The 19,564-nt window shown below is 67.2% G+C and carries 20 protein-coding genes; 6 read left to right on the top strand and 14 right to left on the bottom strand.

Going from position 1 to position 19,564, the window contains the following annotated elements:
• Positions 1-81: 81 nt before the first annotated feature.
• The 3 genes from EU513_RS06830 to fabG are packed head-to-tail and all read right to left on the bottom strand — an operon-like array spanning position 82 to position 3,836.
• A complete protein-coding gene (locus EU513_RS06830; protein ID WP_129625136.1) occupies positions 82-2,256 on the bottom strand; it encodes a tetratricopeptide repeat protein in 2,175 nt (724 codons plus the stop codon).
• A 48-nt stretch (positions 2,257-2,304) separates the two neighbouring features.
• Positions 2,305-3,066 carry an enoyl-ACP reductase FabI gene (gene fabI, locus EU513_RS06825; protein WP_129625135.1) on the bottom strand — a complete coding sequence of 254 codons (762 nt, stop codon included), beginning with the start codon at positions 3,064-3,066 and terminating at the stop codon, positions 2,305-2,307.
• A 44-nt stretch (positions 3,067-3,110) separates the two neighbouring features.
• Complete coding sequence (gene fabG / locus EU513_RS06820) at positions 3,111-3,836, bottom strand: 3-oxoacyl-ACP reductase FabG (protein WP_129625134.1); 726 nt, start codon at positions 3,834-3,836, stop codon at positions 3,111-3,113.
• A 114-nt stretch (positions 3,837-3,950) separates the two neighbouring features.
• Here fabG and EU513_RS06815 point away from each other — a divergent pair, with 114 nt between their 5' ends.
• On the top strand, positions 3,951-4,259 hold the full coding sequence (locus tag EU513_RS06815; protein ID WP_129625133.1) for a DUF3099 domain-containing protein: 309 nt from the start codon (positions 3,951-3,953) through the stop codon (positions 4,257-4,259).
• Entirely contained in the window at positions 4,256-4,459 is a 204-nt protein-coding gene (locus EU513_RS06810; RefSeq protein ID WP_129625132.1) for a hypothetical protein, read from the top strand. The genes EU513_RS06815 and EU513_RS06810 overlap by 4 nt, the downstream gene beginning before the upstream one ends.
• Positions 4,460-4,472: 13 nt before the next feature.
• On the opposite strand, the gene moaA is transcribed toward EU513_RS06810, so the two are convergent.
• The gene (moaA, locus tag EU513_RS06805; protein ID WP_129625131.1) at positions 4,473-5,474 is read right to left on the bottom strand and encodes a GTP 3',8-cyclase MoaA; all 1,002 of its coding nucleotides are present in this window, start codon (positions 5,472-5,474) and stop codon (positions 4,473-4,475) included.
• Positions 5,475-5,584: 110 nt separating this feature from the next.
• On the opposite strand from moaA, the gene EU513_RS06800 reads away from it, so the two are divergent.
• Positions 5,585-6,382 (top strand): SURF1 family protein, encoded by a 798-nt coding sequence (locus EU513_RS06800; protein WP_129625130.1) that lies wholly within the window; start codon positions 5,585-5,587, stop codon positions 6,380-6,382.
• A gap of 29 nt (positions 6,383-6,411) precedes the next feature.
• On the opposite strand, the gene EU513_RS06795 is transcribed toward EU513_RS06800, so the two are convergent.
• The gene (locus EU513_RS06795) at positions 6,412-8,265 is read right to left on the bottom strand and encodes an ABC transporter ATP-binding protein (RefSeq protein WP_129625129.1); all 1,854 of its coding nucleotides are present in this window, start codon (positions 8,263-8,265) and stop codon (positions 6,412-6,414) included.
• Positions 8,266-8,347: 82 nt separating this feature from the next.
• Positions 8,348-9,946 (bottom strand): ribosomal protection-like ABC-F family protein, encoded by a 1,599-nt coding sequence (abc-f, locus tag EU513_RS06790; RefSeq protein WP_129625128.1) that lies wholly within the window; start codon positions 9,944-9,946, stop codon positions 8,348-8,350.
• A 155-nt stretch (positions 9,947-10,101) separates the two neighbouring features.
• Between abc-f and EU513_RS06785 the strand changes: the two genes are divergently transcribed.
• Entirely contained in the window at positions 10,102-11,034 is a 933-nt protein-coding gene (locus tag EU513_RS06785; protein WP_129625127.1) for a neutral zinc metallopeptidase, read from the top strand.
• 200 nt (positions 11,035-11,234) lie between these two features.
• Here the strand turns inward: EU513_RS06785 and EU513_RS06780 are convergent, their stop codons facing one another.
• The 8 genes from EU513_RS06780 to EU513_RS06745 are packed head-to-tail and all read right to left on the bottom strand — an operon-like array spanning position 11,235 to position 17,842.
• A complete protein-coding gene (locus tag EU513_RS06780; protein ID WP_129625126.1) occupies positions 11,235-11,561 on the bottom strand; it encodes a metal-sulfur cluster assembly factor in 327 nt (108 codons plus the stop codon).
• A complete protein-coding gene (sufU, locus tag EU513_RS06775; RefSeq protein WP_129625125.1) occupies positions 11,558-12,043 on the bottom strand; it encodes a Fe-S cluster assembly sulfur transfer protein SufU in 486 nt (161 codons plus the stop codon). The genes EU513_RS06780 and sufU overlap by 4 nt, the downstream gene beginning before the upstream one ends.
• Positions 12,043-13,353 carry an aminotransferase class V-fold PLP-dependent enzyme gene (locus tag EU513_RS06770; protein ID WP_129625124.1) on the bottom strand — a complete coding sequence of 437 codons (1,311 nt, stop codon included), beginning with the start codon at positions 13,351-13,353 and terminating at the stop codon, positions 12,043-12,045. The genes sufU and EU513_RS06770 overlap by 1 nt, the downstream gene beginning before the upstream one ends.
• Positions 13,354-13,358: 5 nt before the next feature.
• Positions 13,359-14,117, bottom strand: coding sequence for a Fe-S cluster assembly ATPase SufC (gene sufC, locus EU513_RS06765; RefSeq protein ID WP_129625123.1), 759 nt, complete (start codon positions 14,115-14,117; stop codon positions 13,359-13,361).
• A 37-nt stretch (positions 14,118-14,154) separates the two neighbouring features.
• Entirely contained in the window at positions 14,155-14,472 is a 318-nt protein-coding gene (locus EU513_RS06760) for a non-heme iron oxygenase ferredoxin subunit (RefSeq protein WP_129625122.1), read from the bottom strand.
• The gene (gene sufD / locus EU513_RS06755) at positions 14,469-15,653 is read right to left on the bottom strand and encodes a Fe-S cluster assembly protein SufD (RefSeq protein ID WP_129625121.1); all 1,185 of its coding nucleotides are present in this window, start codon (positions 15,651-15,653) and stop codon (positions 14,469-14,471) included. The genes EU513_RS06760 and sufD overlap by 4 nt, the downstream gene beginning before the upstream one ends.
• 48 nt (positions 15,654-15,701) lie before the next feature.
• Complete coding sequence (sufB, locus tag EU513_RS06750; RefSeq protein ID WP_129625120.1) at positions 15,702-17,120, bottom strand: Fe-S cluster assembly protein SufB; 1,419 nt, start codon at positions 17,118-17,120, stop codon at positions 15,702-15,704.
• Complete coding sequence (locus EU513_RS06745; protein WP_129625119.1) at positions 17,117-17,842, bottom strand: metalloregulator ArsR/SmtB family transcription factor; 726 nt, start codon at positions 17,840-17,842, stop codon at positions 17,117-17,119. Before EU513_RS06745 ends, sufB begins: the two co-directional genes overlap by 4 nt.
• Before the next feature lie 258 nt (positions 17,843-18,100).
• On the opposite strand from EU513_RS06745, the gene EU513_RS06740 reads away from it, so the two are divergent.
• Positions 18,101-18,820, top strand: a complete 720-nt coding sequence (locus EU513_RS06740) for an ABC transporter ATP-binding protein (RefSeq protein WP_240795954.1) — start codon at positions 18,101-18,103, stop codon at positions 18,818-18,820.
• A complete protein-coding gene (locus EU513_RS06735) occupies positions 18,817-19,560 on the top strand; it encodes an ABC transporter permease (protein ID WP_129625118.1) in 744 nt (247 codons plus the stop codon). Before EU513_RS06740 ends, EU513_RS06735 begins: the two co-directional genes overlap by 4 nt.
• Positions 19,561-19,564: the final 4 nt, after the last annotated feature.

Below are 19,564 nucleotides of genomic sequence, written 5' to 3'. Positions count from 1 at the left end.
CGAATCCACTACTTGCGTGCGAACCCACTAGGTGTACTGGTGGGTTCGCACGCGATCAGTAGGTTCGCGCAGACCCGGGGGTCAGGAGATGTCGCCGGTGAAGCGGGTCAGCGAACGCCGGTAGCGGTCCACGTCCACGTCGGTGGAGTGCTGCAGCAGCATCAGCAGCACATCGTGCAGTGCTGCCGCGTCCAGACCGCGGTCGTGCATGGTGATCGCACGGAACGCGGCGATCGCCTCGTTGTCCGGCCATGCCGCGGCGAGCTCGTCGAGGATCTCCTGGGACTCCTCCAGCCTGCGCAGGTGACGCAGCGTGGACGCCTTCTGGATCAGTGCCCGCCGGCGGAAGGGCTCGCGAAGGCCCGCGTCCAGGGCGCGGTCGTAGGCCTCGAGCGCGGGCTCCTCCTCGCCGGCGCTGTCGAACGTGCCGGCGTACTCGTAGAGCACCCGCGCGTCGCCCGGGTAGTCGTCCCGCAGCCGGGTGCCGACGACTATCCGCTCCTGCGGGTCATCGATCTCCCACAGCGCAGTGATGCGCGCCTCCGCCTCGTGCTCACCGCGCGCCCGAATCACTTTGTGCCGCACCGCTTCTGGCGCGTCTTCGGTGGCCCCCTGCTGCAGCAGCCAGTCGTGCAACTCGGCCCGGTCGGCGTGCGTCATCAGCGCCACCACATCACCGCCGTGCGCGTCGTCCAACAGCGCCTGCAGGCCGTCCATCTCGGTCGGTGAGCTCGAGACCGGCGTGACCCCGACGCGGTTGAGTCCTTCGATGAGTTTCGCCTCGAGGTCGTCCATCGAACGCTCGCGCAGGTACTTCTCCTTGTGCGCGATGTGGACTCGGTCTGCTTCCAGGCCCGCCATCTCGCCCAGGTTGCGCAGGATCTCGTCGGTGCGGTCGCCGCCCGTGCCGAGGCCCAGCAGCAACGACGAACCCGACTCGCACAGACCGCGGCCGACGCGCAGCAGCGCCTCGAGGCCGCCTTCGTTGTGCGCCATGTCGAGGATGACCGTGACGTCGCCGTCGTCGGTCGGCAACGAGTAGACGTTCATCCGGCCGGCGTTGTGAGCGGCGTCCGGCACGAAGGTGCGCAGCCCCTCGACAACTGATTCCCTGGGGAGTCCCGCCGCCAGTCCCGCGGCTGTCCCGGCGAGAGCGTTCGCGAGGTTGTGCTCGGACAGCCCGCACAAGGTCATCGGCACGTCGAGCACATCGATCAAGGGCTCCGGGCCGTGCCCCGGTTCGAGGACGACGATGTGTCCGTCGTCGACAGTGATTCCTCGTCCGTCGCTGTCGCGCGACTCCCGCAGCGACGGCGATTCGGAGTCGAGTGAGAAGCACCACACCGGTGCGCTCGCCCGGTTGCGCATCGCCCACACGCGCGGGTCGTCGCCGTTGAGCACCACCCAACCGGACGGCTTGGTGACGCGGGTGATGATCGCCTTCACCTCGGCGAGCTGGTCGACGGTGTCGATACCGTTCTGCCCCAGGTGATCTGCGCTGACGTTCGTAACGACGCTGACGTCGTTGTATGCGGTGCCGAGGCCCTTCAACAGCATCCCGCCGCGCGCGGTCTCGAGGACTGCGAAGTCGACGTCGTCGCGCAGGGCAGCCCTGGCGCCGGCTGGCCCGGAGTAGTCGCCGTGTTCGATCTGCTCGCCCTGCACCAGGACCCCGTCGGTGGAACTCCATCCGGTCGTGCGGCCGGCGGTCATCGCCAGGTGCGCGATGAGACGGGTTGTCGTGGTCTTTCCGTTGGTGCCGGTGATCGCGACGATCGGCACTTTCGGACGCAGCGGCTTGAGCCGGGCGCCCTGGTCGCCACCCCGGACAAGTGCTGCCGCCTGCGACAGCGTCGTGGTGACGTCAGCGCCGTCGAGCAGATCGGGCAACGCCCCGCCGAGGGCGTCGGCCAACAGTTGAGCCCGTCCACGGTGGCGCAAGGCGAACGCGACGACCAGGCAGTCGTCCCCCGTCTGGCGCACTCTCAGACCGAGGCGTGCGATACCCGCTTCGCGGGCGATCGACCGGACGATGCGCTCCACCAGGGACGCGACGTACTGGCGTCGTTCGACACTGCCAGGTTCGCCCGCCGACCGGCGGCGGATCGACAGCGCAGCACCCAACTGCTGCAACGATTCCCGCTCGGCGAGGTGATAGCCGGGCAGTTCGATCGAGATCTTTCCTGCCGGGCGGGGGAAGTACAGATTCGGCCCTTCCAGGACCCGCACCTCGGTGATCTCGACCGGTGAATTCATGCCGACCAGCCTAGGGCTCCGACCGTCGATCGTTGTCGTCGCGGGGGCTCACTGTCCCATCGCGTGCACGCCGCCGTCGACGTGGACGATCTCACCCGTGGTCGCCGGGAACCAGTCCGACATCAGCGCGACGCAGGCCTTCGCGGCCGGCTCGGGGTCGCGGACGTCCCAGCCGAGCGGTGCTCGCTCGTTCCAGGTGTTCTCGAAGGTCTCGAACCCCGGGATCGACTTGGCCGCGGTGGTGCGAATCGGACCCGCCGACACCAGGTTGCAGCGGATGTTCTTCGGGCCGAGGTCGCGAGCCAGGTACCGGTTGGTCGACTCGAACGCAGCCTTCGCCACGCCCATCCAGTCGTACACCGGCCAGGCGAACTTGGCGTCGAAGGTCAATCCGACCACCGAGCCGCCGTCGGTCATCATCGGCGCGGTCGCAGCGGCCAGAGCCTTCAGCGAGTACGCCGACACGTGGACGGCTGTGGCGACGTCGTCCCATTTCCCCTCCATGAAGTTGAAGGCGCCGGGGGGTGCGAAACCGATCGAGTGCAGGACCGCGTCCAGCCCGTCGAGGTGTTCGCCGAGACGCTCGGTGAGCGAGTCGAGATGCTCCTTGTCGGTCACGTCGAGTTCGATCACCTGGGGCGTGGTGGGCAGGCGCTTCGCGATCGTCTGAGTGATCTTCATCGTGCGCCCGAAGCTGGTGAGTACCACCGTCGCGCCTTCCTGCTGCGCCAGCTTGGCGACATGGAATGCGATCGAAGAGTCCATCAGGACACCGGTGATCAGCAGCTTCTTACCCTCGAGGATGCCCATTCTCGTTCTCTCTGTTGGTGATTCGTGTGTGGTGACGGCTGGGGTCAGTGACCCATGCCAAGGCCACCGTCGACCGGGATGACCGCACCGCTGATGTAACCGGCTTCGGGTGAAGCGATGAATCGCACGACCTCGGCGACCTCGTCCGGCTGGGCGAAGCGACCGGCGGGGATCGCGGCGAGGTACTGCTGCTGCTGCGCCTCGGGCAGGGACCGGGTCATGTCGGTGTCGATGAACCCAGGAGCGACGACATTGGCGGTGATGTTGCGCTTGCCGAGTTCGCGGGTGATCGATCGGGCCAGTCCGACGAGACCGGCCTTGCTGGACGCGTAGTTCGCCTGGCCCGGCGCTCCGTACAGGCCGACCACGCTGGAGATGAAGATCAACCGGCCGCGCTTGAGCTTGAGCATGCCCTTGCTCGCGCGCCGTGCGCATCGGAAGGCACCGGCGAGGTTCGTGTCGAGCACCTGGTCGAACTCCTCGTCGGTCATCCGCATCAGCAAGGTGTCCTTGGTGATGCCGGCGTTGGCGACCACGATCTCGACCGGACCACCGAGCTTCTCCTCGGCCTCGCCGAACGCGGCGTCGACGCTCGCACTGTCGGTGACATCGGCCGCGATCGCAATCGCGCCCTCGGGCCCGGAACCGTCCCGCGAGGTGATCGCGACGTTGTCGCCGGCATCGAGGAAGGCCTGCGCGATGGCCGCGCCGATACCGCGGTTTCCGCCGGTCACCAGGACATTGCGCGGGCTAATGGTGGGCTCAGTCATTGACTCTCCTTGAATAGGGTGGGTCGACCGTATCCACTACTTTTCGGTAAGCCCGAAACGAACCACCCACGGCGGCCGCGAGCACCGGGCCGGCACAGGCGTACGGTGGAGTTCATGGCTCGGCGCACGCTTCCCCACGACGAGGTCCCCTCGGCGACCAATCTGCCCAAGCCCGTCAAGGACGACCGCGACACCCGTATCCGCAATTACCTGATCTCGATGAGCCTGCGCACGGTCTGTTTCGTGCTCGCGGTCGTGCTGTGGGGCCCGTTGCGGTGGGCGTCCGTGATCTGCATGGTGGGCGCGGTGCTGCTCCCCTACTTCGCGGTCGTGCTGGCCAACGCGACGAACAAGCGACGCATCGACGTGCTGGGTTCGGTGCGTCCGTCCGACCCGATCTCGCACCTGGACAAACCCAAGTGAGCGGGCAGCCCCTGCGCTGCAGCGCGAAGGGCTGTCCGGCGGACGCGGTGTGGGGCATCCGGTGGCGCAACCCGAAGATCCACGACGAGTCGCGACGCAAGACCTGGCTTGCCTGTGGCGAGCATCGGGTGACGCTGACCGAGTTCCTCGCCCTACGTACGTTCCCGATGGACGTCGTCCCGGTGGCCGACCTCGACTGAGCAGCAGCCGTTCTCAGCCGCCGATGGCGGACATCGGGCGATCCGGCTGCTGGAAGTTCGGCGTGCCGATGCCGTGGCCGGGGGCCTTGCCCCACATGTTCAACCGGATCAGGTCGGTCAACTCCTCGTCCGAGGCGCCCGCGCGCATCGGACCGCGCAGGTCGTTCTCATCACGGGCGAACAAACAGTTGCGCACCTGTCCGTCGGCGGTGAGCCGGACGCGGTCACACGCGCCGCAGAACGGCGCGGTCACACTGGCGATGACACCGACGGTGGCGGGTCCGCCGTTGACGTAGAAGCGTTCGGCGGGAGCAGATCCGCGCTGCTCCACCGGGCTCAGCCGGAATCGCGCGCCGAGGGCGTCCAGCAGGTCCTGGCGGCTCATCATCGTGGAGCGATCCCAGGAGTGCTGTGCATCCAGCGGCATTTGCTCGATGAACCGCAACTCATACCCGCGGTCGAGGCACCAGGCGAGCAGATCGGACGGGTCCTCGCCCGGCATCGCGACGGCGTTCACCTTGACCGGTGTCAGTCCGGCATCGGCGGCAGCCTTCAGACCCCGCTCGACGTCGGCGAAGCGGTCACGCCGGGTGAGCTCGATGAACCGTTGCGAGGAGACGGTGTCCAGCGACACGTTGATCCGGTCCAGGCCGGCGTCGGCCAGCGGTTGCGCCAAGCGATCGAGACCGATCCCGTTGGTGGTCAATGCCATTCGCGGACGGTTGGGCAATTCGCCCACTCGTCGCACAACATCGATCAGCGAACGGCGCAGCAGCGGTTCGCCGCCGGTGAACCGCACCTGGTCGATGCCGAGGGCCACGAACAATCGGATCAACCGGACCATCTCGTCGTCGTCCAACATCTCCGGTTTCGCCATCCACGGCAGTCCCTCGGCCGGCATGCAATAGGTGCATCGAAGATTGCACCGATCGGTCACCGAGACCCGCAGATCCGAGGCGACACGACCGAACGTGTCGACGAGCGGGCCGGCGGTGGGAACAGACATGCTCTCCATGCTAAGCCGCCGAGCGGGTTGCGTCATGGGACGTTCGTCCCGTAGAAGGTCGCCCCGCCTGAACCACGGGCGAAAATCAGCGCCGGTCAGGGGGCGAGTACGGTGACGGGGTGCTTCGCCAGTTGATGACCCGCCGCTGGCTGGGTTGGTTGGCCGCGGCACTCGTTGTCGCCCTGGCCTGCACTCTGCTCGGGCGCTGGCAGTTCGGCCGGTACGAGGATCGGATCGCCACCGAGCGACACCTCGAGGCCAACTACAACGGCGAACCGGTCGACATCCGGCAGGCCCACCCCGATCCTGCAGTCGCCCCGACGGCCGATCAGCAATGGCGTCAGGTGCGGATGACCGGTGACTACCTCGACCCGGATCGCGTGCTGGTGCGCAACCGTCCGCTGAACAAGAACTACGGGTTCGAGGTACTGGTGCCGTTCCGCACGACGCGCGGTGAGGTCGTCTTCGTCGACCGCGGCTGGGTACCCAACGGTCGTACCGCAGCGGGCCCCGACTCCGTTCCGGCGACGCCGACGGGGCGGGTCGAGGTGATCGGGTGGTTGCGATCCGGCGAGCCGAATCTCGAGCGTGCCGGCGTTCAGGGTCAGGCCGCGTCCATCAACATCGCGCAGTTGCGTCAGTTGACCGGTCAGGCCGGCGCCGCCGACGGCTACGTCCTGATGCGTTCCGAATCCGGCCCCGGGGTCCCCCAGGCTCGCCCGCAAGCGCTGCCGAAGCCTGATCCGGGCGGCTCGGCGTGGATCAATTTCTCCTACGCCTTCCAGTGGTGGCTGGCGGCCGCCGGTGTCATCGCCTTCGTGCTGCTGCGCGCCCGCCGGGAGCATCTCGACGCAACCGGACGGGCTGAACCTCCGAAACCGACCAAGCAGCGGATCTGGGACGAGGAAGACGACTGATCCACCAACCTGCGGTCGGCCGTCTGCGCTCAGGCCTGATCGACCTGAGCGGTGTCGTCGGAGAACTGCGTGCGATACAGGTCGGCGTACAGGCCACCGGCGGCGAGCAGTTCCTGGTGCTTGCCGCGCTGCACGACTCGACCGCTGTCGATCACCAGGATCTGGTCGGCATTGCGCACCGTCGACAGGCGGTGGGCGATGACGACCGCGGTGCGTCCGGCGAGGGCGTTGTCGAGGGCTCGCTGCACGAGCACCTCGCTCTCGCTGTCGAGGTGCGCGGTCGCCTCGTCCAGGATCACGACGGACGGCGCCTTGAGCAGCAGCCGGGCGATCGCCAGGCGTTGCTTCTCCCCACCTGACAACCGGTGGCCGCGGTCACCGACCACCGTCTCCAGACCGTGCGGCAACCGCTCGATCAGCCCCCACACGTTCGCGGCGCGCAGGGCGTCCTGGAGTTGTGCGTCGGTCGCGTCAGGCTTGGCGTACAGCAGGTTGCCGCGGATCGAGTCGTGGAACATGTGCGCTTCCTGGGTGACCACACCTACGCGGTCGCGCAGCGACTCGAAGCTGACATCGCGCAGGTCCTCGCCGCCGACGCGGACGGTGCCGCTGGTCGGGTCGTACAGGCGAGCGACCATGCCGGTGATCGTCGTCTTGCCGGCGCCGGAAGGACCGACGAGCGCGACGACTTCTCCGGCCTTGGCGTACAGTGAAATGTCTTGCAGCACAGCCGAACCGCCGCCCTTGTCGGCACTTTGCATCTCCAGCGACTCCAGCGACACCTTGTCGGACGTCGGGTAGGCGAAGGTCACGTCCTGCAGTTCGACGTCGAGCGCGCCGGACGGCAGTTCTCGGGGGTTCTCGGCTTCTTCGACCAGGGGCTTCAGGTCGAGGATCTCGAAGACCCGCTCGAAGGAGACCAGCGCCGTCATCACGTCGACGCGGACGTTCGACAATGCGGTGAGCGGTGTATACAGGCGTCCGAGCAGCGCGGCCAGAGCGAGCAAGGTGCCGATCGTGAGGGCACCCTCGACGGCCATGACACCACCGATGCCGTAAACCATCGCGGTGGCCAACGACGCCAGCAAGGTGAGGCCGATGAGCAGGATGGCGCGCTGGACGGCGATGCTCACGCCGATGTCGCGCACCTTCGCCGCGCGTTCCGCGTACTCCTCGTCCTCCGTGGCCGGGCGGCCGAACAGCTTGACCAGCAATGCGCCGGCGACGTTGAAGCGCTCGGTCATCCGAGCACCGAGATCGGCGTTCTCGGCCATCTGCGAGCGGGTGAGTCCCGCCAACCGGCGACCCATGATGCGGGTCGGGATGAGGAAGAAGGGCACGAGCACAAGGGCACCGAGCGTGAGCTGCCAGGACAGCAGCGCCATCGCGATGATGATGACGACGAGACTGACGGCGTTCGAGACCACATTCGACATCACGGACGTGAACGCCTGCTGGGCGCCGATGACGTCGGAGTTCAGTCGGGTGACCAGCGCACCGGTCTGGGCGCGGGTGAAGAACGCGATCGGCTGACGCAGCACGTGCCCGAACACCTCACGGCGCAGGTCGTAGATCAGTCCCTCGCCGAGCCCGGCCGACAACCAGCGTTGGACGATCCCGAGCGCGGCGTCCAGGACCGCCACCACGGCGGCCGCGACCGCCAGCCAAACGATCAGCTCCTTGTCCTGCGGCACCACGCCCTTGTCGATGATCTCCTTGAGGATCAACGGCGTTGCGATCACCAGCAAGGCGTCGAGCACCACAAGGACGAGGAACACCGCGATCCGTCGCTTGTACGGAGTCGCGTACGACAGCACCCGCTGCGTGGTGCCCTTCTTGAGCTTGTTGCCCTTCACCGACGAGTCCTTCGTCAGCGACTGCATGACCTGCCAGTTTCCGGTCACCGTGAGCCTCTCTCGATCGCCACTTGCGCCAACCCGATCGGTCGGCGTTCTATGCCCGGGGTCAGGCGAGAGTGACCAGGTCGAGGTAGTCCGGACCCCAGTGGTCCTCCACCCCGTCCGGCAACAGCAGGACCCGCTCGGGTTGCAGCGCGTCCACGGCTCCCTCGTCGTGCGTCACCAGGACGACGGCGCCCTCGTAGCCGTTCAGCGCACCGAGGATCTCCGCTCGGGATGCCGGATCGAGGTTGTTGGTCGGTTCGTCGAGCAGCAGCACGTTCGCCGCGGAGACGACCAGCATCGCCAGCGACAGACGCGTCTTCTCCCCGCCGGACAGCACTCCGGCCGGTTTGTCGACGTCGTCGCCGCTGAACAGGAACGAACCCAACACCTTGCGCACCTCGGTCTCGCCGAGGTCCGGCGCTGCCGACTTCATGTTGGCCAGCACACTGCGCTCGACGTCGAGGTTCTCGTGCTCCTGCGCGTAGTAACCGAGCTTGAGTCCGTGGCCCGGCTGCACCTCACCGGTGTCGGGCGTGTCCACACCGGCCAGCAGACGCAGCAAGGTCGTCTTGCCGGCACCGTTCAGACCGAGGACGACGACCTTGCTCCCCCGGTCGATCGCCAGGTCGACATCGGTGAAGATCTCCAGGGATCCGTACGACCTCGACAGTCCTTCGGCCCGCAGCGGCGTCCTGCCACAGGCGGCCGGGGTCGGGAAGCGCAGCTTGGCGACCTTGTCGTGCTGACGCTCGCCCTCGACACTGGCCAACAGCCGTTCGGCGCGTCGCGCCATGTTCTGCGCAGCGGTCGCCTTCGTGGCCTTTGCGCGCATCTTGTCGGCCTGGGTCAGCAACGCAGCCGCCTTCTTCTGCGCGTTCTGCAGCTCGCGCTTGCGGCGCTTCTCGTCGGTCTCGCGCTGCTGCAGGTAGGGCTTCCAGCCGACGTTGTAGATGTCGAGCTCGGCCCGGTTGGCGTCCAGATGGAAGACGCGGGTGACGACGGTGTCGAGCATCTCCACGTCGTGGCTGATGATGATCAGACCGCCCCGGTAGGCCTTCAGGTAGTCGCGCAGCCAGATGATCGAGTCGGCGTCCAAGTGGTTGGTCGGCTCGTCGAGCAGCAGGGTCTGCGCACCGCTGAACAGGATGCGGGAGAGTTCCACGCGGCGACGCTGACCTCCCGAGAGCGTCTTCAACGGCTGGCTCAGTACCCGCTCCGGCAGGCTGAGGCTGGAGGCGATGGACGCCGCTTCGGACTCGGCGGCGTACCCGCCCTGCGCGGTGAACTCGGCGTCCAACCGGGAGTAACGACGCATCGCCTTCTCGCGCAACTCCTCGTCCTCGTCCGCCATACCTGCCTCGGCCTTGCGCAGGTCGCGGATGATCGAATCGAGTCCGCGCGCCGAAAGGATGCGGTCCCGGGCCAGGATCTCCAGGTCGCCGGTGCGCGGGTCCTGCGGCAGGTAGCCCACCTCGCCGGAACTCGTGACCGTGCCGGCGGCCGGAATTCCTTGTCCGGCAAGGACTTTGGTGAGCGTCGTCTTGCCGGCACCGTTGCGTCCGACCAGGCCCACCCGGTCTCCGGGCGCGACGCGGAAGGTGGCGTTCTCCACCAGGAGGCGGGAGCCGGCGCGCAGCTCGATGCCTTGAGCGGTGATCATCTTCAGAAGTCCTTCGGACAGATCGCGGGTGCACTGCGGATCGACCGCGGCAACTGGATGGCGCGCATGCGACGAGTGGCGCGCGCGACTGGATAGTCTACGCAGGCAGTAGAGCGGCGACCTGACCAGGGCGCCGACGGACACGGAGGTCCCAAGTGACGTTCAACGACAATGCCCAGCTCGACACCTCACAGGTGGAGGGCGGCGGCGGTGGCGGCGGTATGGCGCCCGGTGGCATCGCCGTCGGCGGTGTCGGCGGTCTCATCCTGATGGTCATCATGGTCCTGCTGAACGGCCTCGGTGGAGGCGGCGGTGGCGGGACCGGTGGTGGAGGTGCCAACCCGTGGGACATGGGCACCCAGAACGTCGCCGGCAGCAACAGCTCGGTCGACCAGTCGATCTCCCAGTGCAAGACCGGCGCAGACGCCAACCGCGACGACACCTGCCGCGTGATCGGCACGGTCAACAGTGCCCAGGACTTCTGGACCAACTACCTGCCCCAGTACGGCAAGCAGTACGAGCCCGCGAAGACCGTCCTGTACAGCGGCTCCACCCAGACCGCGTGCGGTACCGGTAGCTCGGCGATGGGCCCGTTCTACTGCCCGCTGGACCAGAAGGTCTACATCGACGTCTCCTTCTTCCAGGAGCTGTCGAGCAAGTACGGCGCCGACGGCGGCAACCTCGCGCAGATGTACGTCGTCGCGCACGAGTACGGCCACCACGTGCAGAACCTGCTCGGCATCCTCGGCCGCTCGCAGCAGGACCCGAAGGGTCCGAACTCCGCCGCGGTTCGCACCGAACTGCAGGCCGACTGCTACGGCGGGCTGTGGGTGCACCACGCGGCCAACACCAAGGACGCGAACGGCAACACGCTCCTGCAGAAGCCGACCGAGCAGGACATCGAGTCCGCGCTGTCAGCTGCCGCAGCTGTCGGTGACGACCGGATCCAGGAGAAGTCCCAGGGGCGTGTGACCCCGGAGAACTGGACCCACGGCTCCGCAGCCGCTCGCCAGAAGTGGTTCATGGTCGGGTACGAAAGCGGAGACATCCGCCAGTGCGACACTTTCGCACCGTCGACGGTCGAGTGATCGAAGGCTGAGCAAACCCCGGACAAAGGGCCACCTGCACGCGCAGGTGGCCCTTCGCCGTCATGTCGTCGGTCGCCGAGCAGGCAGGTCAGCGGTGAGAAGAAGCCGGGCATGGACGTACTCCATTCCGCCACACGCGAAAGTCCGCAGCACGCGCGAGTTGATGTCGCGATGCTGCGGACTGTCGGTGGAGTGTCGGTTCAGACGTTGAAGCCGAGGGCGCGCAATTGTTCGCGCCCGTCGTCGGTGATCTTGTCCGGGCCCCACGGCGGCATCCAGACCCAGTTGATCCGGGCCGAGGAGACGAGCCCCTCAAGCGCCTGGTGGGTCTGGTCCTCGATGACGTCGGTCAGCGGGCAGGCCGCCGAGGTCAACGTCATGTCGATGACGGTGTTGTTGTCGCCGTCGACGGTGATGCCGTAGACGAGGCCGAGGTCGACGACATTGATGCCGAGCTCGGGGTCGACGACGTCGCGCATCGCCTCTTCCACGTCCGCCACGTTGGGCGGGGTCTGTACGTCGGTCATGAGTTGCCTCCCTGAGATCGGGCCTGCGAAGAAGTACTTGAGATGTCGGCGCCGGCTCGTGCCAGCGCGTCGGTGTAGGCGCTCCAGCCCAGCAGCGCACACTTCACCCGGGCCGGGTACTTGGAGACACCGGCAAGGGCGACGCCGTCACCGATCATCTCCTCGTCCCCCGGGTCCTGGCCACGGCTGGTGAGCATGGAACGCATCGCCTCGAAGGTTTCCAGGCTCTCGGTCACACTGTGGCCGATCACCTCCTCGGCCAGGATCGAGGTCGAGGCGACAGAGATGGAGCAACCGATCGAGTCGTAGGAAACATCGGCGACCTTGGCGTCCGAACCTTCACCTTCGAGGTGAACTCGAAGGGTGACCTCGTCGCCGCACGAGGTATTGACGTGGTGTGTCTCGGCGTCGAACGGCTCGCGCAGGCCCGCGTGCTGCGGGTGCTTGGAGTGGTCGAGGATCAACTGCTGGTACAGGTCCATCAGGAGGCCTCCGCCTTCGCATCGGCCGCCTGTGCGATCTCGGCATCGAGACCGAACACTGCCGGCACGCGATCGAGAGCGTTCAGGAACGCGTCCACCTCGTCCAGCGTGTTGTACACCCCGAAGCTGACCCGCGTCGAGGCCGGCACCTTGAACGCCCGGTGCAACGGCCACGCGCAGTGGTGACCGGTACGGACGGCGACCCCGGAGTCGTCCAGGATCTGGCCGACGTCGTGCGGGTGCACGCCCTCGACGACGAACGCGACCGCACCGGCGCGCGAGGCGGCGTCGAGCGGACCCAGCACCCGGACCCACGGACGCTTCGCCAGACCGTCGAGCGTGGCCTGGACGAGTTCGCGGTCGTGGGCGGCGGCGACGTCCATGCCGATGTCGCACAGGTAGTCGCAGGCGACGCCGAGACCGACGGCCTGAGCGGCCATCGGGACACCGGCCTCGAACCGCTGCGGCGGGGCCGCGTAGGTCGAGTGGTCCATGTGGACGGTCTCGATCATCGAGCCACCGGTGATGAACGGCGGCATGGCTTCGAGCAGTTCTGCCCGTCCCCATAACACACCGATGCCCATCGGGCCGAGCATCTTGTGGCCGCTGAACGCCAGGAAGTCGACACCGAGAGCGGTCACGTTGACCGGGATGTGCGGCACCGACTGGCACGCGTCCAGCACGACCAGGGCACCGATGGCGTGTGCCCGGTCAGCGATCTCGCGCACCGGATTGATCGTGCCCAGCACGTTGGACACGTGCGTGAAGGCGACGACCTTGGTGCGTTCGGTGAGCAGCTCGTCCAGATTCGACAGGTCGAGAAGGCCGCCCGGCATCATCCCGATCCAGCGCAGGGTCGCGCCGGTACGACGGCACAGCTCCTGCCAGGGGACGAGGTTGGCGTGGTGCTCCATCTCGGTGACGAGCACCTCGTCACCCGGACCGATCTCGAAGCGTTCACTGCCCTCGATCCGCGGATGCGGCGAGGTGGCGAACGCGTTGGTCACCAGGTTGATCGACTCGGTCGCGTTCTTGGTGAACACGATCTCGTCGACCGAACTACCGATGAACGCGGCGATCTTGGCTCGCGCCTGCTCGTAGGCGTCCGTGGCCTCTTCGGCCAGCTGATGTGCACCGCGGTGGACGGCGGAGTTCTGCTGCTCGTAGTAGCTGCGCTCCGCGTCCAGCACGGTGAGCGGCTTCTGCGACGTCGCACCGGAGTCGAGGTAGACCAGTGGCTGGTCACCTCGCACGGTACGGCGCAGCAGCGGGAAGTCCTCCCGCAGCCGCTGCACGTCGAAAGAAGTCATCCGGCTCAGGCCTTGGCAGTCAGGTAACGGTCGTAGCCCTCGGCCTCGAGGCGCTCGGCCAGCTCCGGGCCACCCTCCTCGGCGACCTTGCCGTCGACGAAGACGTGCACGAAGTCGGGCTTGATGTAGTTGAGGATGCGCGTGTAGTGGGTGATCAGCAGCACGCCCACCTCCGAGGTCTCCTTGGCGCGGTTGACGCCCTCGGAGACGATGCGCAGCGCGTCGACGTCGAGGCCGGAGTCGGTCTCGTCGAGCACGGCGATCTTCGGCTGCAGCAATTCCATCTGCAGGATCTCGTGACGCTTCTTCTCACCACCGGAGAAGCCCTCGTTGACGTTGCGCTCGGCGAACGCGGGGTCCATGCGCAGGTTCTCCATGGCGCCCTTGACGTCCTTGACCCAGGTGCGCAGCTTCGGCGCCTCGCCGTCGATGGCGGTCTTGGCGGTACGCAGGAAGTTCGAGACGGTCACGCCCGGAACCTCGACCGGGTATTGCATCGCCAGGAAGATGCCGGCGCGAGCGCGCTCGTCGACCTCCATGTCGAGGACGTTATCGCCGTCCAGCAGCACCTCACCGGAGGTGATCGTGTACTTCGGGTGCCCGGCGATCGAGTACGCCAGGGTCGACTTGCCGGAGCCGTTCGGGCCCATGATCGCGTGGGTCTCACCCGACTTGATGGTCAGGTTCACGCCCTTGAGGATCTCCTTCTCGCCGTGCTCGGTGTCGACCGAGACGTGCAGATCCTTGATCTCGAGAGTCGTCATATCAGTGTTCTCTTTCCTTGAAGCAGGTTCGAAAAGTTCAGTTGTTCAGGGCGACGTTGACGTCGGAGCCGACGATCTTCACGAAGTGGACGACGACCGGGACGGTGGCCGGCAGGCCTGTCGGCGCCCCGGTGTTGAGGTCGAAACGGGAGCCGTGCAGCCAGCACTCGATGGTGCAGCCCTCGACCTCACCCTCAGCCAACGAGACGTTCGCGTGGGTGCAGGTGTCGTCGATCGCGTGCACCTCGCCGAGGCTGTCGCGCACGATGGCGACCCGGCGACCGTCGAAATCGGCGACCACTGCGCCGACCTCGGGCAGGTCGTCCAGGGTGCAGACCTTGACGTACTCGCTCACTGCTCGGTCGCCGCCAGTTCGTCCTCGATGGCTTCCATCAGGCCGTCGACGACCTCGGGAACACCGATCTTGGCGATGATGTCGGCGAAGAAGCCGCGCACGACCAGGCGACGGGCCTCGGCCTCGGGAATGCCGCGAGCCTGCAGGTAGAACAACTGCTCGTCGTCGAAGCGGCCGGTCGAGGACGCGTGCCCTGCCCCCTCGATGTCGCCGGTCTCGATCTCAAGGTTCGGCACCGAGTCGGCGCGTGCCCCGTCGGTGAGCACCAGGTTGCGGTTGAGCTCGTAGGTCTCGATCCCCTCGGCCTCGGCGCGGATCAACACGTCGCCCACCCAGACGGTGCGGGCGGTGTCGCCCTGCAGCGCACCCTTGTAGGTGACCAGCGACCGGCAGCGCGGCGCGTTGTGGTCGACGAAGGAGCGGTGCTCCAGGTGCTGACCGGCGTCGGCGAAGTAGACACCGAGCAGCGTCGCGTCGCCGCCGGGGCCGGCGTACTTCACGTTGCTGTTCAACCGCACGACGTTGCCTCCCAGCGTCACGACGATGTGACGGTAGGTGGCGTCGCGTCCGACCATCGCGTCGTGCTGACCGAGGTGATTGGCGTCGTCGTCCCACTGCTGCAGCGAGACGACCGTGAGGTTGGCGCCGTCACCGACGACGACCTCGAGGTTGCCGGTGTGGTCGGCCGACCCGGTGTGCTCCAGAATCACCAGGGCCTTCGAGTGCCGTCCGGCCTCGATGACGTAGTGCGCGTTGGAACGACGTCCGGCACCCTCACCGTGCACGCGGACGCGCAGCGGCTCCGCGTACTCGGTGTCGTTGTCCAGCTTCAGGTGCAGCGCCTGCTCGGTGTTGGCCGAGGCAACCACCGCCGCCCGATCGGCCGGCGTGAGCACGGTGCCGCGCGGGGCCTCACCGATGTCCAGCGTGTCGGCCACGACCGCCTGCGCACCGCTGACGTCGACGGTGACCGCACCGTCGTCGCCCGCGGCGTCGCTGAACAGGTTGGTCAGCGTGTCGATCGGGGTGAAGCACCACTCCTCCTCGCGGCCGTGCGGCACGGGGAAGTCGGCCGGCTCGAACGAGGTCTTGCGCTCGGCGCGCGACTGGTCGGGCACGAAGGCCGCAGACGAGTCGGTGTGCCCCTGGGCCTGGTTGCGCTCTGGCGTGATGAGCGTCATGAAAGTTGAATCTCCTTGTCGTTGATGGATTTGCGGGTGCGTCGGGGGTTATCCGACGGCACCTTCCATCTGCAGCTCGATCAGGCGGTTGAGTTCGAGCGCGTACTCCATCGGCAGCTCACGGGCGATCGGCTCGACGAAGCCGCGCACGATCATCGCCATGGCCTCCTCCTCCGACAGACCGCGCGAGCGCAGGTAGAACAGCTGGTCCTCGCTGACCTTGGACACCGTGGCCTCGTGGCCCATCTGCACGTCGTCCTCGCGGACGTCGACGTACGGGTAGGTGTCGCTGCGGCTGATCTGGTCGACCAGCAGCGCGTCGCAGACCACGCTCGACTTGGAACCGCTGGCGCCCTCGAGGATCTGCACGAGACCGCGGTAGGAGGTGCGGCCACCGCCACGGGCCACCGACTTCGACACGATCGTCGAGGAGGTGTTCGGCGCGGCGTGCACCATCTTCGAGCCGGCGTCCTGATGCTGGCCCTCGCCGGCGAACGCGATCGACAGGGTCTCGCCCTTGGCGTGCTCGCCGAGCAGGAAGACCGCCGGGTACTTCATGGTGACCTTGGAGCCGATGTTGCCGTCGATCCACTCCATCGTCGCGCCCTCGTCGCAGGTGGCGCGCTTGGTGACCAGGTTGTACACGTTGTTCGACCAGTTCTGGATGGTCGTGTACCGGACGCGGGCGTTCTTCTTCACGATGATCTCGACGACGGCGGAGTGCAGCGAGTCGGACTTGTAGATCGGCGCGGTGCAGCCCTCGACGTAGTGGACGTAGGAGTCCTCGTCGGCGATGATCAGCGTCCGCTCGAACTGGCCCATGTTCTCGGTGTTGATGCGGAAGTAGGCCTGCAGCGGGATGTCGACGTGGACGCCCTTGGGCACGTAGATGAACGAGCCACCCGACCACACGGCCGTGTTCAACGCCGCGAACTTGTTGTCGCCGCTGGGGATGACCGAACCGAAGTACTCCTTGAAGAGTTCCTCGTGCTCGCGCAGACCGGTGTCGGTGTCGACGAAGATGACACCCTTCTCCTCCAGGTCTTCGCGGATCTGGTGGTAGACGACCTCGGACTCGTACTGGGCGGCGACGCCGGCGACCAGGCGCTGCTTCTCCGCCTCGGGGATGCCGAGTCGGTCGTAGGTGTTCTTGATGTCCTCGGGCAGGTCCTCCCAGCTGGTGGCCTGCTTCTCGGTGGACTTCACGAAGTACTTGATGTTCTGGAAGTCGATGCCGGTGAGATCGGAGCCCCACTGCGGCATGGGCTTCTTGTAGAACAGGTTGAGCGCCTTGAGACGGCGCTCCTTCATCCAGGCCGGCTCGCTCTTGCGGTCGGAGATGTCGTGGACGACCTCGTCGTTCAGGCCGCGGCGAGCGCTGGCGCCCGCGGAGTCACTGTCGGCCCAGCCGTATTCGTAACGGCCGATGTCCTTCAGTCCCGGGTTGAGCTCTTCGATGGTGCTCATCGCGGATCCCTTCTCTTCTGTGGCGAATTGGCAAGTTGGTTGGCGGGGATGAACGTCGTGCAGACGTGGTCGCCGTATGCGAGCGACGCAAGTCTTTGGACGTGTGCTCCGAGCAGGTCGGAGAAGACTTCGGTCTCGGCTTCGCAGAACTGCGGGAACTCGGCGGCCACATGTTGCACCGGGCAGTGCCCTTGACACAGTTGAACGCCTGCGAGTGGCGTTCCCTTCCCGACCGGCCGGGACGATGCGGCGTAGCCCTCGATACGTAACGCTTCGGCGAGCGCCGCGGCGCGCGCCTCGGAGTCGTCGCCCGCCGCCTCGACGGCGGGGCGGACCTGCTCGGCGAGCTTCAGGGCTCGCGCACGCGCGAAGGCACCCACGGCCTCCTCGCCCTGGTTGTCACGCAGGAAGCGCAGCACCGAGGTGGCGAGTTCGTCGTAGTCGCCGCGCAGGCTCTGGTGGCCCCGCTCGGTCAGCACATACGCGCGGGCCGGACGTCCCCGCTTACGGGCGCCGGCCAGCGCGTGATCGGATTCTTCGACCGCGCCTTCCTCGGCGAGCACGTCGAGGTGACGTCGGACGCCGGCAGTGGTCAGACCGAGAATCTCGGCGACTTGCGCAGCGGTGATCGGACCCCGCTCGCTGACCAGCGTGAGCACGCGACGACGCGTGCCGGACTCGGCACGGTCGGCTGCGGGCACAGCACGGTCAGCAATAAACACAACACCAGTATGTCCTTATTCGAAAAGCCTTGGAAACTCAGGTTGACCTAACCCGCTCACGTGCCTCCGGCGAGGCCTCGGCGATCAGGCGGACATGCCGTCGATCCCGTCCGACAACCACCTCCGCAGCCGCCGGCTCGCGCGTTCCCCGTCCGGCGCCCCCGGCGATCGAGCGGCGCGTGCTCGGACTCCCAGACGTCGGCCTGAGCTGACGGCGGCTGTCATCGCCGTCCGGAAAGCAACCTAGACTGGGTGATCGTGAAGTCTCCGGCGGTCGCGTTCGATCAGGTGACGCACCGATACGGCACCAACACCGCTCTCGATGCGCTCGCCTTCACAGCCGACGCCGGACGGGTGACCTGCGTCCTCGGGCCAAACGGAGCCGGTAAGACCACCGCGATGGAACTCGCCGAGGGCCTCAAGCAGCCGCAGACCGGCTCGGTCCGCGTGCTCGGCCACTCCCCGTGGCGCGCCGACGATCGGCACCGCAGCCGGGTCGGTGTCATGTTGCAGGATGGCGGGCTTCCGGGTGCAGTCGGCGCACGACGCTTCCTGCAGCACGTGGCGACTCTCGTCGACGGACGTGTTCGCCTCGATGAACTCGCGAATCGGCTTGATCTGCAAGGTTTCTGGGACACCTCGATGCGCCGGCTGTCCGGCGGCCAACGGCAGCGCGTCGCCCTGACCGCCGCGCTGCTCGGCACTCCCGAGGTGGCTTTCCTTGACGAACCGACAGCCGGCCTCGACCCGCATGCACGGCTGGACGTGTGGGACCTCATCCGTGACGAACGCGACCGGGGCTGCGCGGTCGTGGTGACCACGCACTCGTTCGAAGAGGCCGAACGCCTGGCGGACGACATCGTCGTGATCGCTCACGGGCAGGTCCGCGCAGCGGGCACGCTCGCGCAGGTGGCCGGCACCACCGGCCTGGAGGCGCGCTACTTCGAACTGACCCGCCGTACCGAGGCGACCCGATGAGTTCCACAACCGCCGCCCGCGTCCGGGCTCAGGCGGGGTACGAGACCCGCACCCTGCTCTCCAACGGCGAGCAGCTGCTCGTCTCCCTGGTGCTCCCCGCGCTGGCACTGCTTGCGCTGGTCCTCACCGACGTCCCCGACCTCGGAGCCGGACGGCGGATCGACCTGATCGTCCCGGGCGTACTGGCCCTCGCCGTCGTGTCGACCGGGTTCACCGGGCAGGCCATCGCCACTGGTTTCGACCGCCGCTACGGGGTGCTGCGCTTCCTCGGCACCACTCCCCTGGGTCGCTCAGGACTGTTGTGGGGCAAAGCAATCGGAGTCCTCGCGGTCGTCGGCATTCAAACCGTCGCGCTCGGTGCACTCGGCCTCGCACTCGGCTGGCGTCCCTCGGTCGGGGGCCTGCCGGTGGCGCTGCTCTTCCTCGTGATCGGCACCTGGACCTGGGTCGCCCTCGCTCTCCTGCTCGCCGGGTCGCTGCGCGCCGAAGGAGTCCTCGCGGTCGCCAACCTGATCTGGGTACTGGTGGCAGGACTCGGGGGCCTGCTGCTCCCGTCCGACCGGCTGCCCGGAGTGCTCGGCTCCGTCGTCGCGTGGTTGCCGTCGGGCGCTCTCGGCGACGGTCTGCGTCATGCGCTGACCGGTCACGTCGGCGACGCACTCCTGCCTCTCCTCGTCCTGGCCGCATGGGGAGCCCTGGCTTCCGTGCTCGCCCTGGGCACCTTCGACTGGAGCGACTGAAGCA

This window comes from Yimella sp. RIT 621, assembly GCF_004146205.1.
GTDB classification, from domain to species: Bacteria; Actinomycetota; Actinomycetes; order Actinomycetales; family Dermatophilaceae; genus Yimella; species Yimella lutea.
This window is presented reverse-complemented; position numbering and strand designations above follow the sequence as displayed.